This window comes from Streptomyces sp. NPDC050145, assembly GCF_044460245.1.
In the GTDB taxonomy this organism is placed as follows: domain Bacteria; phylum Actinomycetota; class Actinomycetes; order Streptomycetales; family Streptomycetaceae; genus Streptomyces.
The window spans coordinates 290804-306392 of record NZ_JBITJS010000002.1; the positions used below are offsets into that span (position 1 = coordinate 290804).

At 73.7% G+C, this 15589-nt stretch carries 12 protein-coding genes and 2 pseudogenes; 12 read left to right on the forward strand and 2 right to left on the reverse strand.

Features of this window, described 5'->3' with window-relative positions; all coding sequences use genetic code 11:
* Positions 1–81: 81 nt before the first annotated feature.
* The 3 genes from ACIBTU_RS04870 to ACIBTU_RS04880 are packed head-to-tail and all read left to right on the forward strand — an operon-like array spanning position 82 to position 2907.
* Positions 82–858, forward strand: coding sequence for a DUF5819 family protein (locus ACIBTU_RS04870; RefSeq protein ID WP_399124455.1), 777 nt, complete (start codon positions 82–84; stop codon positions 856–858).
* Positions 855–2081, forward strand: a complete 1227-nt coding sequence (locus tag ACIBTU_RS04875; protein ID WP_399124456.1) for an HTTM domain-containing protein — start codon at positions 855–857, stop codon at positions 2079–2081. The genes ACIBTU_RS04870 and ACIBTU_RS04875 overlap by 4 nt, the downstream gene beginning before the upstream one ends.
* A 10-nt stretch (positions 2082–2091) precedes the next feature.
* A complete protein-coding gene (locus ACIBTU_RS04880; protein ID WP_399124457.1) occupies positions 2092–2907 on the forward strand; it encodes a TrmH family RNA methyltransferase in 816 nt (271 codons plus the stop codon).
* Here the strand turns inward: ACIBTU_RS04880 and paaN are convergent.
* Positions 2904–4619: a phenylacetic acid degradation protein PaaN gene (paaN, locus tag ACIBTU_RS04885; RefSeq protein ID WP_399124458.1), complete on the reverse strand. Its 1716-nt coding sequence runs from the start codon at positions 4617–4619 to the stop codon at positions 2904–2906. The two genes, ACIBTU_RS04880 and paaN, sit on opposite strands and share 4 nt — an antisense overlap.
* 198 nt (positions 4620–4817) lie before the next feature.
* Here paaN and ACIBTU_RS04890 point away from each other — a divergent pair, with 198 nt between their 5' ends.
* Both ACIBTU_RS04890 and ACIBTU_RS04895 read left to right on the forward strand, forming a co-directional pair.
* Entirely contained in the window at positions 4818–6326 is a 1509-nt protein-coding gene (locus ACIBTU_RS04890; protein ID WP_399124459.1) for a 3-hydroxyacyl-CoA dehydrogenase, read from the forward strand.
* On the forward strand, positions 6323–6934 hold the full coding sequence (locus ACIBTU_RS04895) for a TetR/AcrR family transcriptional regulator (protein ID WP_399124460.1): 612 nt from the start codon (positions 6323–6325) through the stop codon (positions 6932–6934). Before ACIBTU_RS04890 ends, ACIBTU_RS04895 begins: the two co-directional genes overlap by 4 nt.
* Before the next feature lie 48 nt (positions 6935–6982).
* Here ACIBTU_RS04895 and ACIBTU_RS04900 read toward each other — a convergent pair whose 3' ends face one another.
* A complete protein-coding gene (locus tag ACIBTU_RS04900) occupies positions 6983–7483 on the reverse strand; it encodes an Lrp/AsnC family transcriptional regulator (RefSeq protein ID WP_399124461.1) in 501 nt (166 codons plus the stop codon).
* 174 nt (positions 7484–7657) lie between these two features.
* Between ACIBTU_RS04900 and pdhA the strand changes: the two genes are divergently transcribed.
* From pdhA to ACIBTU_RS04935, 7 genes and pseudogenes are all read left to right on the forward strand, one after another.
* On the forward strand, positions 7658–8809 hold the full coding sequence (pdhA, locus tag ACIBTU_RS04905) for a pyruvate dehydrogenase (acetyl-transferring) E1 component subunit alpha (protein ID WP_399124462.1): 1152 nt from the start codon (positions 7658–7660) through the stop codon (positions 8807–8809).
* Positions 8809–9831, forward strand: coding sequence for an alpha-ketoacid dehydrogenase subunit beta (locus tag ACIBTU_RS04910; RefSeq protein WP_399124463.1), 1023 nt, complete (start codon positions 8809–8811; stop codon positions 9829–9831). The genes pdhA and ACIBTU_RS04910 overlap by 1 nt, the downstream gene beginning before the upstream one ends.
* A 23-nt stretch (positions 9832–9854) precedes the next feature.
* Entirely contained in the window at positions 9855–11234 is a 1380-nt protein-coding gene (locus tag ACIBTU_RS04915; RefSeq protein ID WP_399124464.1) for a dihydrolipoamide acetyltransferase family protein, read from the forward strand.
* 91 nt (positions 11235–11325) lie between these two features.
* Positions 11326–11697 (forward strand): annotated as a pseudogene (locus ACIBTU_RS04920) (molybdenum cofactor guanylyltransferase); the annotation flags it as partial.
* 525 nt (positions 11698–12222) lie between these two features.
* Positions 12223–12762 (forward strand): annotated as a pseudogene (locus tag ACIBTU_RS04925) (DUF6457 domain-containing protein); the annotation flags it as partial.
* On the forward strand, positions 12759–14477 hold the full coding sequence (locus ACIBTU_RS04930) for a molybdopterin molybdotransferase MoeA (protein WP_399124465.1): 1719 nt from the start codon (positions 12759–12761) through the stop codon (positions 14475–14477). The pseudogene ACIBTU_RS04925 and the gene ACIBTU_RS04930, both read left to right, overlap by 4 nt.
* Positions 14474–15571: a potassium channel family protein gene (locus tag ACIBTU_RS04935; RefSeq protein WP_399124466.1), complete on the forward strand. Its 1098-nt coding sequence runs from the start codon at positions 14474–14476 to the stop codon at positions 15569–15571. The genes ACIBTU_RS04930 and ACIBTU_RS04935 overlap by 4 nt, the downstream gene beginning before the upstream one ends.
* Positions 15572–15589: the final 18 nt, after the last annotated feature.

Genomic DNA, 15589 nt, shown 5'->3' on the forward strand with positions numbered 1-15589 from the left:
TACGGTTCCGATGCGCCGAGGGGACACGGCGGGGCCGGGGGAACGGCCAAGGGAACAGGGAATCGGGATCGGGGAGCACCGATGGACACGGAAGCAGCGGCGGCGGACGAGGCCGTCCGGCCCGATCCGGAACCGCAGCCGGAGCCTGAGCCGCAGTCGGGCCCGGCCGGCCGCGCCGGCATCGCGGGCCTCGCCCCCGGCTACCAGCTGACGGCCGCGCTGGCCCTGGCGGCGATCGCGCTCGTCACCGGCCTCCACGTCCTCATGGTGTTCCTGCACGTCGCGCCGTCGAACACGCTGAGCAAGCAGTACGGCCAGGACGTCGACGACTGGATCTACCCCGAGTTCGAGCAGAACTGGAAGCTGTTCGCCCCGAACCCGCTCCAGCAGAACATCGCCGTGCAGGCCCGCGGCGAGGTGCGCACGCGCGACGGGGACACGCGGCAGACCCGCTGGTACGACCTGTCCGCCGCGGACGGCGCCGCCATAGACGGCAACCTGCTCCCCAGCCACACGCAGCAGAACGAACTGCGCCGCGCCTGGGACGTCTACGGGTCGACGCACGACGCGCAGAACCGTCCCACCGGACTGCGCGGCACCCTGTCCGAGCGTTATCTGCGCCGCATCCTCGTGCTGCGCCTGGACCGGCTCGGCGTGACAGAGAAGGGCGAGACCCTCGAACGCGTCCAGGTGCGCTCGGAGTCCGTCACCATCGAGCCGCCGAAGTGGAGCACGGAGAAGGTGGACCGGAAGCCGTTCTACCGAGAGATCCCCTGGTGGTCGGTGACCGCGTACGACGCCCCGCTCGACACCGGCGCCCGGGTCCGGGTGCAGGGGCCGGCCGGTGAGGCCCGATGAACCGCCTCACCCGCGCCGGAGCGCAGCTCTACGCCGCCCTCCAGAAGATCACCGCGACCCCGCTCGCCCCGTACCAGAGCGCCGTGATCCGGATCGGGTTCGCCTCGACCTGGCTGCTGTTCCTGCTGCGCGAGTACCCGCACCGGCTGGAGCTCTACGGCCCCGACGGGCCCTGGAGCTGGGACCTGGCACAGCAGCTCATCAGCGAGAACCACGCGTTCAGCGCGCTGATGTGGTCCGACGGGCGCGCCTGGTTCGAGCTCGTCTACGCGGCGGCCGTCCTGGCGTCGTTCCTGCTGGCCCTCGGCTGGCGCACCCGCACCATGTCGGTCCTGTTCATGATCGGCGTGCTCTCGCTGCAGAACCGCAGCGTCTTCGTGGGCGACGGCGGGGACAACGTCATCCACCTCATGTCGATCTACCTCGTGCTGACGCGCTGCGGCCAGGTGTGGTCGCTCGACGCGCGGCGGGCGGCACGCGCGCGTACCGGCGTGCCCCGGCCGGACCGCGCCGGGCCCGCCCTGTGGTGGGCGGCCGGCCTGGCGCTCGCGGCGATCACCTTCACCGGGGACGTCCGCACCGGCTGGCTGCTCGTCCTCTGGTCGCTGTGGGCCGTCCACGGCGTGTGGTGGTTCCTGAACCGGCACGCCCCGGACGGAGACCCCCGCCTGCTGTGCGACGTCGTCGCGAACCTCCTGCACAACGCCGCCCTGCTGGTGATCATGATCGAGGCGTGCCTGATCTACGCCACCGCGGGCTGGTACAAGATCCAGGGCAGCCGCTGGCAGGACGGCAGCGCCGTCTACTACCCGCTGCACCTGGACTACTTCTCGCCCTGGCCCGCCCTGGGCGACCTGCTGACCTCGTACGGTCCGATGGTGCTGCTCGTGACGTACGGGACGGTCGCGGTGCAGGTCGCCTTCCCGTTCACCGTGTTCAACCGGCGGGTCAAGAACGTCCTGCTCGTGCTCATGATCACCGAGCACCTGGCGATCGCCGTCGTGCTCGGACTGCCCTTCTTCTCGCTCGCGATGATCGCCGCCGACGCGGTCTTCCTGCCGACGCCCTTCCTGAAGTGGCTGGGCGGGCGGGTGGCACGCGCGCGTGAGCGCGTGTTCGCCGGTGCTCGTACGGGGGCCGGGCCCGAGGTGCCCGGGCCGCGTCCCGAGGACGGGACGCAGGAGGCCGCGGACGTGTCCGAGGTGCCGGTCACCCGCACGTAGGCTTCCCGGCATGAGCGGGGCGAACGGCACACAGGCGGCGCGGGGCGCACAGGGCGGGCAGGAACAGGACGTGGTCCGGGTCTGGCGGCAGCGGGCCCAGGAGGCCGTGCTGCTGGACGGCTTCCATGCCCTCAAGCACGCGCTGCGCTTCGGCGCGGACGTGCCCGTGGCGCTCGCCGTCGACCGGGACGCCGCGCTCGCCCTGGCCGCCGATCTCGCGCCGGACGTCGCCCCCGAGCTGGCCGCGCGCCTGGTCGAGGTGCCGGACGACGTGCTGCGGGTGCTCGTGCCGCGGCTGCACCCCACCGGGGTCGCCGCGCTCGCGGGCCGCCCCGCGCGGGCGGAGCGGCTCGGAGCCCTGCACCGCACGGACCGTACGACCCCGGTCGTCGTCCTCGACCAGCCGCGCAACCTCGGCAACGCGGGCGCCGTCATCCGGCTCGCCGCCGGCTACGGGGCCGCCGGAGTCGTCACGACGGGCAGCCTCGACCCCTGGCACCCCACGGTCGTGCGGGGCGGGGCCGGGCTGCACTTCGCGACCGCCGTGGCGCGCATGGACGTCGGCGAGCTGCCCGCGGGGCCGCTGTACGCGCTCGACCCCGAGGGCGCCGACATCCGCGGTCTGGAGCTGCCCGACGACGCGCTGCTCGCCTTCGGCTCGGAGCGCAGCGGTCTGACGCCCGAACTGCGCGAGCGCGCCGACCACCTCGTCTCCCTGCCGATGCGGCCCCAGGTCTCCAGCTACAACCTGGCGACCAGCGTCGGCATGACGCTCTTCCACTGGAGCACGCACAGCACGCACGCGCCCCAGGCTGAGAAGGGTTAGGAGGCGGCGGCCTCCCGGCGGACCTCCACCACGCGGAAGCGGTTCGACACGAAGGCGCCGTCGCACAGGGCCGCGTTCGCCGCCGGGTTGCCGCCCGAGCCGTGGAAGTCGGAGAACGCCGCCGTCTGGTTCACGTACACCCCGCCCGTCAGGTTGAGCGAGAGCTGGGCGCACTCCTCCAGGCAGACCTCCTCGACGGCACCGGCCACGTCCTCGGAGGTCGTGTACGCGCCGACGGTCATTGCGCCCTTGTCGCGGACCGTGCGCCGCAGCAGGTCGAGGGCGTCGGCCGTGGAGTCGACGGCGACCGCGAAGGAGACCGGGCCGAAGCACTCGCCCATGTAGGCCGCCTCGGTGTCGGTGTTCTCCCAGAACTTGCGCGCGCCGTCGAGCTTCACCATCGCGGGGGTGCGCACCACGGCGTCCGGGAACTCCGGGTTGGCGACCTCGCGGGAGGGCAGCGCCACCTCGCCGAGCGAGGCGGCCGCCTCCAGGCGGGCCTTCACGTCCGGGTTGACCAGGGCGCCCAGCAGCGCGTTCGCCCGCGCGTCGTCGCCGAGGAGGCCGCCGACCGCGCGCGCGAGGTCGGCCACGACCTCGTCGTACGCCTTCGGGCCCTCGTCGGTGGTGATGCCCTCGCGGGGGATCAGCAGGTTCTGCGGGGTGGTGCACATCTGGCCGCTGTACAGGGAGAGCGAGAACGCGAGGTTCGACAGCATGCCCTTGTAGGAGTCGGTCGAGTCGATGACGACCGTGTTGACCCCCGCCTTCTCCGTGTAGACCTGCGCCTGGCGGGCGTGGGTCTCCAGCCAGTCGCCGAACTCGGTGGAGCCCGTGTAGTCGATGATCTTGATCTCGGGGCGGACGGCGAGCGTCTTGGCGATGCCCTCGCCGGGGCGCTCGGCGGCCAGCGCCACCAGGTTCGGGTCGAAGCCGGCCTCGGCGAGGACGTCCCGCGCGACCTGGACGGTCAGCGCGAGCGGCAGCACCGCGCGCGGGTGCGGCTTGACCAGGACCGCGTTCCCCGTCGCCAGGGAGGCGAACAGGCCCGGGTACCCGTTCCACGTCGGGAACGTGTTGCACCCGATCATCAGCGCGATGCCGCGGCCGACCGGGGTGAACGACTTGCTGAGCAGCAGCGGGTCGCGCTTGCCCTGCGGCTTGGACCACTCCGCCGCGTCCGGCGTGCGGACCTGCTCCGCGTATGCGTAGGCCACCGCCTCCAGGCCGCGGTCCTGCGCGTGCGGGCCGCCCGCCTGGAACGCCATCATGAAGGCCTGGCCGCTGGTGTGCATGACCGCCTGCCCGAACTCCATGCTGCGGGCGCTGATCCGGGCCAGGATCTCCAGACAGACCGCCGCGCGCAGCTCCGCGCCCGCCTCGCGCCACGCGCGCAGGCCCGCGCGCATGGCGGGCAGCAGCACGTCGATGTCCGCGTGCGGGTACGTGACGCCCAGCTCGACGCCGTACGGGGAGGCCTCCCCGCCCACGAAGTCGTCCGTGCCGGGCTGGTCCAGGTCGATGCGGGTGCCGAGCAGGGCTTCGAAGGCGGCCTTGCCCTCGGCCATGCTCAGGCTCCCGTTCTCCCCGTAGGCCTTCGGGTGCTCCGGGTGCGGGGACCAGTACGCGCGCGTGCTGATGGCTTCCAGCGTCCGGTCGAGCGTCGGCCGGTGCTCGGCGATCAGGTCGTGCGCGGTGCGTTCGGCGGCCATGGGGGACCAACTCCTCCTCGGCGGCGGCTCCTCGTCGAGCCGGCGAGCTGGGCAGGGACGGGCAGACAGAGTTAGAGTAACCGAACGATCGGTCGGGACAAGGGGGTGCGGCGAACCTGTGGACGACACCCCTTCGCCGGCCGGGCCTGACGGCCCCCGGAGCCCACGCGCTCGGCTGCATGCGGAAGGATCGCGCGCATGACAGCACATGACCGCCCCGTCGGCGTGGTGGGCACCGGCACGATGGGCCAGGGCATCGCCCAGGTCGCCCTGGTCGCCGGGCACCCCGTACGGCTGTACGACGCCGCGCCCGGCCGCGCGCGGACGGCCGCCGAGTCGATCGCCGCACGGCTCGACCGGCTCGTGGACAAGGGCCGCATGAGCGGCGAGGAGCGCACGGCCGCCGTCGCCCGTCTCACGCCCGCGGAGTCGCTCGACGCGTTCGCGGACACGACCCTCGTGGTCGAGGCCGTCCTGGAGGAACTGGACGTCAAGCAGCGGCTGTTCCGCGAGCTCGAGGACATCGTCGACGAGGACTGTCTGCTCGCCACGAACACCTCGTCCCTGTCCGTCACCGCGATCGCCGGCGCTCTGCGCCTGCCCGGCCGCTTCGTCGGCCTGCACTTCTTCAACCCGGCACCGCTCATGCCGCTCGTCGAGGTCGTCTCCGGCGCCGCCACCGACGTCACCGCCGCCACGCGCGCGTACGAGACCGCACGCGCCTGGGGCAAGACCCCGGTGGCCTGTGCCGACACCCCGGGCTTCCTGGTCAACCGGATCGCGCGGCCCTTCTACGCCGAGGCCTTCGCGGTGCACGAGGAGCAGGGTGCCGACCCCGCCACCATCGACGCCGTGCTGCGCGAGAGCGGCGGCTTCCGGATGGGCGCCTTCGAGCTGACCGACCTCATCGGCCAGGACGTCAACGAGGCCGTGACCCGCTCCGTGTGGGAGGGCTTCTACCAGGACGTGAAGTTCCGCCCCGCCCTGTCGCAGCGCCGCCTGGTGGAGGCCGGCCGGCTCGGCCGCAAGACCGGCCAGGGCTGGTACGCGTACGGCGAGGGCGAGGAGCGTCCCGAGCCGCACACGGCGGCGCCCACGGAGCCCCCCGCGCGCGTGAGCGTCGAGGGCGACCTGGACTCGGCCGCCGAGCTGATCCCGATGATGCGCGAGGCCGGCATCGAGGTCGTGCAGGAGGACGAGGACAAGGGCACCCGCATCGTGCTGCCCAGCGGCGGCCAGCTGGTGCAGGCGGACGGCCAGACCTCCGTCGAGTTCCGCGACGTCGTCTACTTCGACCTCGCCCTGGACTACCGCTCGGCGACCCGTGTCGCGCTCGCCGCCTGCAAGGACGGCAACCCGCGCACCCTGGACGAGGCGGTCGGCCTCTTCCAGGCGCTCGGCAAGCAGGTCAGCGTCATCGGCGACGTGCCGGGCATGATCGTCGCCCGCACCGTGGCCCGGATCATCGACCTCGCGCACGACGCGGTCGCGCGCGGGGTGGCCACCGAGGAGGACGTGGACACCGCGATGCGTCTCGGCGTCAACTACCCGCTGGGGCCCGTCGAATGGAGCCGCCGGCTCGGCCGCGGCTGGGCCTGCGGCGTGCTCGAGGAGCTGCACGAGCGGGACCCCTCGGGCCGCTACGCCCCCTCCCTCGCGCTCTTCCGGCACTCGTACAACCCGAAGAAGTGGGAGGGCTCCGCATGACCACGGCACGACGTGCCCCGGGCCCGCGCCGCGACACGTACACCCCCGAGACGCTGCTGACGGTCGCCGTGGCGGTCTTCAACGAGCGTGGCTACGACGGCACTTCGATGGAGCACCTCTCCAAGGCGGCGGGCATCTCCAAGTCGTCGATCTACCACCACGTGTCGGGCAAGGAGGAGTTGCTGCGCCGCGCGGTCAGCCGCGCGCTCGACGGGCTCTTCGGGATCCTCGACGAGGAACCCGCGCGCGTGGGACGCGCGGTGGAGCGCCTGGAGCACGTCACGCGCCGCATGGTCGAGGTCCTGACCGGCGAACTTCCCTACGTGACCCTCCTGTTGCGCGTGCGCGGGAACACCGACACGGAGCGGTGGGCGATGGCGCGCCGCCGCGAGTTCGACCACCAGGTCGCCGCGCTCCTCAAGGCGGCCGCGGCCGACGGGGACGTGCGTGACGACATACAGGTGCGGCTCGCGACCCGCCTCCTCTTCGGAATGATCAACTCCATCGTGGAGTGGTACCGGCCCGACGGCAGCGGCCAGCTCAGCTCCCAGGAGGTCGCCGACGCGGTCGTGGAGCTGGTCTTCCAGGGAATGCGCAAGCAGTCCTGAGCGCCCCCGGGGGGTCCTTCTGGGGCCTTCAGGGGCCCACTGGGCCCCTCAGGAGTCCGGCCCCAGGTCCTCCTCCTCGAAGACCAGCAGCGTGCGGCTGCTGAGCACCTCCGGGATGGCCTGGAGCTTGGTGAGGACCAGCTCGCGCAGCGCGCGGTTGTCCTGCGTGTGCACCAGGATCAGCACGTCGAAATCGCCGCTGACCAGCGCGATGTGCGAGGCCTCAGGCATCCGCCGCAGCTGGTCGCGCACCGTGCGCCAGGAGTTCTGGACGATCTTCAGGGTGATGTACGCGGAGGCGCCCTGCCCGGCCCGTTCGTGGTTGACGCGGGCGCCGAAGCCGCGGATCACGCCGTCGTCGATGAGCCGGTTGATGCGCGCGTAGGCGTTCGCCCGGGACACGTGGACGCGCTCGGCGACGGACCGTATCGACGCGCGGCCGTCCTTCTGGAGCATCTGGAGGATGTCGCGGTCGATGGGATCGAGCGGGCGGGCCACGGGCTCCGGCGGCTCCCCTCCGGAGCCGTCGGCCATTTGTTCAGATGCCATGTGCCCGCGCCTCCCTACCATGGACGTACTGCATTCATCTCAGGCTGTGGAGAACCGTTTGTCCACAGCCTGAAGGTGCCTGTAGCCAAAATGTGCCGACGACCGAACAATCGGTAGGTGAGGCGCATCACACCCGACGCGTCGTTGAAGCCGCTCCCACGAGGAGGTGCCGTCATGACGGTCATGGAGCAGCGGAGCTCCCGCCGCGCAGGCAGGACGACCCCGCCGCCCGCCTGGCAGCCCCGCACGGACCCCGCGCCGCTGCTGCCCGACGCGCAGCCGTACCGCGTCCTGGGCACCGACGCCGCCGCGCAGACCGATCCCGGGCTGCTGCGCAGGCTGTACGCCGAGGTGGTCCGCGGCCGGCGGTACAACGCGCAGGCGACCGCCCTGACCAAGCAGGGCCGCCTCGCGGTCTACCCCTCGACCACCGGCCAGGAGGCCGCCGAGGTCGCCGCCGCCCTCGCTCTGGAGGAGCGCGACTGGCTCTTCCCGAGCTATCGCGACACCCTCGCCGCCGTCGCCCGCGGCCTCGACCCCGTCCAGGCCCTCACCCTGCTGCGCGGCGACTGGCACACCGGCTACGACCCGCGCGAGCACCGCGTCGCGCCGCTGTCGACGCCGCTCGCCACCCAGCTGCCGCACGCCGTCGGCCTCGCCCACGCCGCCCGCCTCAAGGGCGACGACGTGGTGGCGCTCGCCATGGTCGGCGACGGCGGCACCAGCGAGGGCGACTTCCACGAGGCGCTCAACTTCGCGGCCGTCTGGCAGGCCCCCGTCGTCTTCCTGGTGCAGAACAACGGCTACGCGATCTCCGTGCCGCTCGCCAAGCAGACCGCGGCGCCGTCCCTGGCCCACAAGGCCGTCGGGTACGGGATGCCGGGCCGGCTGGTCGACGGCAACGACGCGGTGGCGATGCACGAGGTCCTCACCGAAGCCGTCGCCCACGCGCGCGAGGGCGGCGGCCCGACGCTGATCGAGGCCGTCACCTACCGCATGGACGCGCACACGAACGCCGACGACGCGACCCGCTACCGCGCGGACGACGAGGTCGAGGCGTGGCGCGACCACGACCCGGTCCTCCTCCTGGAGCGCACGCTGACCGAGCGCGGCCTCATCGACGAGGCCGGGATGCAGGCCGTGCGCGACGACGCCGAGACGATGGCCGCCGCGCTGCGCGAGCGCATGAACGCGGACCCGGTGCTCGACCCCATGGACCTCTTCACCCACGTCTACGCCGAGCAGACCTCCCAACTGCGCGAGCAGGCCGAGCAGTTGCGCGCCGAGCTCGACGCCGAGGCCGAGGCTTCCGAGGGAGGCCACTGATGGCGACCGTCGCCCCCGAGCAGGCCGTGAAGCCCGCCACCAAGCCGGCCACCATGGCCCAGGCCCTCGGCCGCGCCCTGCGCGACGCGATGGCCGAGGACCCCTCCGTGCACGTCCTCGGTGAGGACGTGGGCACCCTGGGCGGTGTCTTCCGGATCACCGACGGACTCGCGAAGGAGTTCGGCGACGACCGCTGCACCGACACCCCGCTCGCCGAGGCCGGCATCCTCGGCGCGGCCGTCGGCATGGCGATGTACGGGTTGCGGCCCGTCGTCGAGATGCAGTTCGACGCCTTTGGCTACCCGGCCTTCGAGCAGCTCGTCTCGCACGTCGCCAAGATGCGCAACCGCACGCGCGGCGCGATGCCGCTGCCGATCACGATCCGCATCCCCTACGGCGGCGGCATCGGCGGCGTCGAGCACCACAGCGACTCCTCCGAGGCTTACTACATGGCGACGCCGGGCCTGACCGTCGTCACGCCCGCCACCGTCGCCGACGCGTACGGGCTGCTGCGGCAGTCCATCGCCTCCGACGACCCGGTCGTCTTCCTCGAGCCCAAGCGCCTGTACTGGTCCAAGGACACCTGGAACCCGGAGCGCCCGTCGACCGTTGAACCCATCGGCACGGCAGTGGTCCGCCGCCCCGGGACCAGCGCCACGCTCATCACGTACGGGCCGTCCCTGACCGTCTGCCTGGAGGCGGCCGAGGCGGCCCGCGCCGAGGGCTGGGACCTCGAAGTGGTCGATCTGCGCTCCCTGGTGCCGTTCGACGACGCGACGGTCGCCGCGTCCGTGCGCCGCACCGGGCGCGCGGTCGTCGTCCACGAGTCCACCGGCTTCGGCGGCCCGGGCGGCGAGATCGCCGCGCGGATCACGGAGCGCTGCTTCCACCACCTGGAGGCGCCGGTGCTCCGGGTGGCCGGGCTCGACATCCCGTACCCGCCGCCAATGCTGGAACGGCACCATCTGCCCGGTGTGGACCGGGTGCTGGACGCCGTCGCACGCCTCCAGTGGGATCAGTGAGAGCCAATGAGGGGATCGGTCTGATGGCTCAGGTGCTGGAGTTCAAGCTGCCCGACCTCGGCGAGGGGCTCACCGAGGCGGAGATCGTGCGCTGGCTGGTGCAGGTCGGCGACGTCGTCGCCGTCGACCAGCCGGTCGTCGAGGTCGAGACGGCCAAGGCGCTCGTCGATGTGCCGTGCCCCTACGGGGGTGTGGTCACCGCCCGCTTCGGCGACGAGGGGAGCGAACTGCCCGTGGGAGCCCCGCTGCTGACGGTCGCCGTCGGCGCGGACGCGAGCACGCTCCTGGAGGCGGCGGGTACCGCCCCGGCGGAGTCCGAGGGCTCGGGGAACGTGCTGGTGGGGTACGGGACGACTGCCGCGCCCGCCCGGCGCCGACGGGTGAGGCCGAGCGCGCCGAGCACCCAGTCCGCGCCGACCGCTTCGGCTCCCGTGGCTCCGGCTCCGGTGGCTCCTGTGGCTCCGGCTCCGGTGGCCGCGAAGCCGGTGCACGCGGCCGGGCCCGTCCCGGTCATCTCGCCGCTCGTGCGCAAGCTCGCCCGCGATCACGGCCTCGATCTGCGGGAGCTGACCGGTTCCGGGCCAGAGGGGCTGATCCTGCGCGCCGATGTGGAGCGCGCGGTGGTGGCGGCTCAGGTACCGGCGGCACCGGTGGCGGCTCAGGCCCCCGTAGGCCAGGCGGGCCCGTCGGGCCAGGCGCTCAAGGGTCACCGCACTCCCCTGCGCGGGGTCCGCGGCGCCGTCGCCGACAAGCTCTCCCGCAGCCGGCGCGAGATCCCCGACGCGACCTGCTGGGTGGACGCCGACGCCACGGAGCTGATGCGCGCCCGCGCGGCCATGAACGGGGCGACCGGTCCCTCCGCGGGCCCGAAGATCTCCGTCCTGGCGCTGCTCGCCCGCATCTGCACCGCGGCGCTGGCCCGCTATCCGGAGCTGAACGCGTCGGTGGACACGGAGCGCCGAGAGATCGTCCGGTTCGACGAGGTGCACCTCGGCTTCGCCGCGCAGACCGAGCGTGGGCTCGTCGTCCCCGTCGTCCGGGACGCGCACGCGCGCGGGGCCGAGTCGCTGAGCGCGGAGTTCGCGCGGCTCACGGACGCGGCGCGGACCGGATCGCTGACGCCGGGTGAGCTGACCGGCGGCACGTTCACGCTGAACAACTACGGCGTGTTCGGGGTCGACGGCTCGACGCCGATCATCAACCACCCGGAGGCGGCCATGCTCGGCGTGGGCCGGATCGTGGCGAAGCCGTGGGTGCACGAGGGGGAGCTGGCGGTCCGTCAGGTCGTCCAGCTGTCGCTCACCTTCGACCACCGGGTCTGCGACGGCGGCACGGCGGGCGGCTTCCTGCGCCACGTCGCGGACTGCGTGGAACAGCCGGCGGTGCTGCTGCGCACCCTGTGACCCGGGGGCCGGGCGTGCCGTGAGCGGCGGCACGCCCCGGGACCCCGTACGCGAGGGTGGCAATGATCCTTCGTGCGCTCATACTCGGGGGATGAACGAGAACGCCGTCCGCGGCCCCGCACCCGCGTACGACGCCGTCGTCCTCGCCGGGGGCGCCGCGCGGCGGCTCGGCGGGGCCGACAAGCCCGGGGTCCGGGTCGGCGGCCGCGCCCTGCTCGACCGGGTGCTCACGGCCTGCGCCGGGGCCCGCGCCACCGTGGTCGTCGCGGCGCCCCGCGCCACCGGACGCCCCGTCACCTGGGCCCGCGAGGACCCGCCCGGCGGGGGCCCGCTCGCCGCGCTGGACGCGGGAGTCCGGGCCCTGCCGCCGTACGGGCACGGGGCGGCGGAGAGCGTGGTCGTGCTCTCCGCCGATCTCCCGTTCCTGACGCCGCACACGGTGCGGCTGCTGCTCGACACGCTGCACACCGACCTCGCCGCGGATGCCGGCCTCGCCGAGCAGGTCGGCCTCGTCGAGCATGCCGAGCTCGTCGGCCTCGCCGAGGAAGCGGAGCCCGCGGGCCTCGCTGAGCATGCAGAGCACGCCGGCCCTGCCGAGCAGGCTGAGTACGCCGGCCTCGTCGAGCATGCTGGCCCCGTTGGCCCCGTTGGCCCCGTTGGCCCCGTTGGCCCCGTTGGCCCCGTTGGCCCCGCTGGCCCCGCCGAGCCCGCTGGTCTCGCCGAGCAGGCTGAGCACGCCGGCCTCGCTGAGCAGGCCGAGCAGGCCGATCAGGCCGGCCCCGCCGAGGACGCGGAGCCCCCCGAACACGCCGGCCTCGCCGAGCAGGCTGAGCGCGCCGGCCTCGCTGAGCACGCCGAGCCCGCTGGCCCCGCCGAGCAGGCTGAGCACGCCGGCCCCGCCGAGCCCGTCGGCCCCGCTGGCCCCGCCGAGCCCGTCGGCCCCGCTGGCCCCGCCGAGCCCGTCGGCCCCGCTGGCCCCGCCGAGCCCGCCGACGCCGTACTCCTCATCGACCGCGACGGCCGCGACCAGCCCCTCGTCGCGGTCTACCGTCGCCCCGCGCTGGACCGCGCGCTCCGCGCCCTCGCCGCCGGACACGGCGCGCTCGAAGGGTTGCCCCTGCGCCTCCTCACGCGCGGACTGCGCCTCGTCCGGGTCGCCGACCCGGAGGACCCCGTCGCGTCGTTCGACTGCGACACCTGGGACGACATCGCCGAAGCCCGGACACGGATCAGGGAGCATGGACGCGTGCTTGAAGAATGGATCTCCGCAGCCAAGGACGAACTGGGCATCGACCTGGACGTCGACACCGGCGCACTGCTCGACCTCGCCCGCGACGCCGCGCACGGGGTCGCCCGCCCCGCCGCGCCCCTGACGACGTTCCTCGTCGGGTACGCGGCCGCGCAGGCGGGCGGCGGCCCCGAGGCGGTCGCCGCCGCCACCGCGAAGGCCGTCGCGCTCGCCGAACGCTGGGCGCGGGAGGCCGAGTCCGCCACGGCCTCGGACGACGCGGCACCGGGCGCGGAATGACCGCCCCGGACGGTCGCTCCGCCCCGCAGACCGACCCGATCGACGGCGACGTCGACGAGGCGCTGGCCCTGGCCAACGCGCACAGTGCCCCGCGCGGTCGGCACAGTGCCCCGGGCGGTCAGGGGGCCCCCGGTGGGCAGGGCGCCGGCGGCACGCCGCGCGCGGCCACGCCCGGCCCCGCCGACGCAGGCCGGGACGCCCCCCGCGCTCCGCGCCCCGGCACCGAGGCGCATGGCAGCGAGGCACACGCCACCGGCCAGGAGGACTCGCGGGAGGCCACCCGTGACCAGGCGGCCTCCCGCGACCGCCACCGCGCCACCCCCTGGCCCACCGCCCGCCGCATCGCCGCCCAGGCGGGCCGACAGGCCGCCGCGCACCGGGCCCGTACGACCGAGCCGCCCGTCGACCCGGTCACCGGCGGGCAGACCGACCCGGCGACGGGCCTGTCCGTCGACCCCGTGGCCGACGCCTCGACGGCCCCCCGCGCGGAGCGCTTCCCGCGCGGAGCGGCCCGCGTCCCGCTGGAGGAGGCCCTCGGCCTCGTCCTGGCCGCGCCGCTCACCGCCCTCACCGACCTGCCGTCCTTCGACACCTCCGCGATGGACGGCTGGGTCGTGGCGGGCCCCGGCCCCTGGGCCGTACGCGACGAGGGCATCCTCGCCGGGCACGAGCCGCCCGCGCCGCTGTCCGACGGGGAGGCGGCGGCCATCGCGACCGGCGCCCGGATCCCGCCCGAGACGACGGCCGTCATCCGCAGCGAGCACGGCCACCTCGACGACAAGCGGCAACTGCACCCGCTGCGCGAGGTCGCGCACGGGCAGGACATCCGGCCGCGCGCCCAGGAGTGCCGCAGCGGCGAACTGCTGCTGCCCGCAGGCGCGGTGGTCACCCCCGCGGTCCTCGGCCTGGCGGCCGCCGCGGGCTACGACGACCTGCTCGTCGTGCCCCGGGCCCGGGTCGAAGTCCTCGTCCTGGGCGACGAGTTGCTCACCTCGGGCCGTCCCCGCGACGGCCTCATCCGCGACGCGCTCGGCCCGATGCTGCCGCACTGGCTGCGCGCGCTCGGCGTCGAGGTGATCGCGGTGCGCCGGCTCGGCGACGACGCCGAGGCCGTCCTCAAGGCCGTCCGCGACTCCACCGCCGATCTCGTCGTGACCACCGGAGGCACCGCGTCCGGCCCCGTCGACCACGTCCACCCCACGCTCCGCGCCCTCGGCGCCGAACTGCTCGTGGACGGCGTCAAGGTGCGCCCCGGCCACCCGATGCTGCTGGCCCGGCTCGCCGAGGGCCGGCACCTCGTCGGCCTGCCCGGCAACCCGCTCGCCGCGGTCTCCGGCCTGCTCACCCTCGCCGAACCGCTCCTGCGCGAGCTGTCGGGCCAGGCCGCGCCCGAGGCCTCGTACGGGCGTGAGGGCGAGGCGGAGGAGCCGGACACCGCGCCGCTGCACGCGGCCGTCCAGGGGCACCCGCACGACACCCGGCTCGTGCCCGTCGTGCTGCGCCAGGACCGCGACAGCGGCCACGACTGGGCGGTGCCGCTGCACTACAACGGCCCGGCCATGCTGCGTGGCATCGCCGCCGCCGACGCCCTCGCGGTGATCCCCCCGGGCGGAGCCCAGGGGGCCCAGGAGGTCGGGATCCTCGATCTGCCATGGTCGTGGAGCACAGGGAACCCAGGGACCAACCTCCCGGGAAACGAAGGGTGTTTCACGTGAAACTGGCCGGCCATGACGCCATCGCGCGTCAGGCGGACGAGAAAACTGCCACATACCGGGTGAAGCTGCCGCGCCGTGTCGTCGTGCCGCCGCTGAAGCAGGTGGCCCGCCGGCTGGCGATGGCCCTCGGTGTCCTCGTCCTGACCGGGTTCCTCGTCTGGTTCGACCGGGCCGGGTACAACGACAGTTCCGACCGCTCGGTCGACATGCTCGACTCCTTCTACTACGCGACCGTCACGCTCTCCACCACGGGATACGGCGACATCACGCCGGTCAGTGACAGCGCCCGCCTCACCAACATCCTCGTCATCACACCCCTGCGCGTGCTGTTCCTGATCATCCTGGTCGGCACCACGCTGGAGGTCCTCACCGAACGGACCCGGGAGGAATGGCGCCTGAACCGCTGGAGGTCCAACTTGCGTGACCACACTGTCGTCATCGGCTTCGGCACGAAGGGCCGCAGCGCGGTGGAGACCGTCTGCGCGACCGGACTCAAGCCCGAACAGGTCGTCGTGGTCGACCCCAGCAGCAAGGTCATCGAGGCGGCCAACGCACTGGGCTACGCCGGGGTCATGGGCGACGCGACGCGCAGCGACGTCCTGGTCCGCGCCGAGGTGCAGCGCGCCCGGAAGATCATCATCGCCACGCAGCGCGACGACACGGCGGTCCTGGTGACGCTCACGGCACGGCAGCTGAACCGGGGGGCGAAGATCGTCGCCGCGGTCCGCGAGGAGGAGAACGCGCCCCTGCTGCGCCAGTCCGGCGCCGACGCGGTCATCACCAGCGCCAGCGCGGCGGGCCGGCTGCTCGGCCTGTCGGTCCTCAGCCCCAACGCGGGCATGGTCATGGAGGACCTCATCCAGCAGGGCAGCGGCCTCGACCTGATCGAACGGCCGGTGATAAAGGCCGAGGTGGGCCTGGAGCCGAAGCAGGTCGACGACCTCGTCGTCAGTGTCGTACGCGGCCACCGGCTGCTCGGCTACGACGACAAGGCCATCGGCACCCTGCAGTTGACGGACCGTCTGATCACCATCGTGCGGGCCACCCCGACCACCCACGTGGCACCGGACTCCAAGCCGCTGCCCCAGGACTGACCCGGGCGTGACGAAGGG

Bases quoted from the DNA above. Each gene is read 5' to 3' on its own strand.
- ACIBTU_RS04870 (WP_399124455.1), top strand. From the start codon at position 82: ATGGACACGGAAGCAGCGGCGGCGGACGAGGCCGTCCGGCCCGATCCG.
- ACIBTU_RS04875 (WP_399124456.1), top strand. From the start codon at position 855: ATGAACCGCCTCACCCGCGCCGGAGCGCAGCTCTACGCCGCCCTCCAG.
- ACIBTU_RS04880 (WP_399124457.1), top strand. From the start codon at position 2,092: ATGAGCGGGGCGAACGGCACACAGGCGGCGCGGGGCGCACAGGGCGGG.
- paaN (WP_399124458.1), bottom strand. From the start codon at position 4,619: ATGGCCGCCGAACGCACCGCGCACGACCTGATCGCCGAGCACCGGCCG.
- ACIBTU_RS04890 (WP_399124459.1), top strand. From the start codon at position 4,818: ATGACAGCACATGACCGCCCCGTCGGCGTGGTGGGCACCGGCACGATG.
- ACIBTU_RS04895 (WP_399124460.1), top strand. From the start codon at position 6,323: ATGACCACGGCACGACGTGCCCCGGGCCCGCGCCGCGACACGTACACC.
- ACIBTU_RS04900 (WP_399124461.1), bottom strand. From the start codon at position 7,483: ATGGCATCTGAACAAATGGCCGACGGCTCCGGAGGGGAGCCGCCGGAG.
- pdhA (WP_399124462.1), top strand. From the start codon at position 7,658: ATGACGGTCATGGAGCAGCGGAGCTCCCGCCGCGCAGGCAGGACGACC.
- ACIBTU_RS04910 (WP_399124463.1), top strand. From the start codon at position 8,809: ATGGCGACCGTCGCCCCCGAGCAGGCCGTGAAGCCCGCCACCAAGCCG.
- ACIBTU_RS04915 (WP_399124464.1), top strand. From the start codon at position 9,855: ATGGCTCAGGTGCTGGAGTTCAAGCTGCCCGACCTCGGCGAGGGGCTC.
- ACIBTU_RS04930 (WP_399124465.1), top strand. From the start codon at position 12,759: ATGACCGCCCCGGACGGTCGCTCCGCCCCGCAGACCGACCCGATCGAC.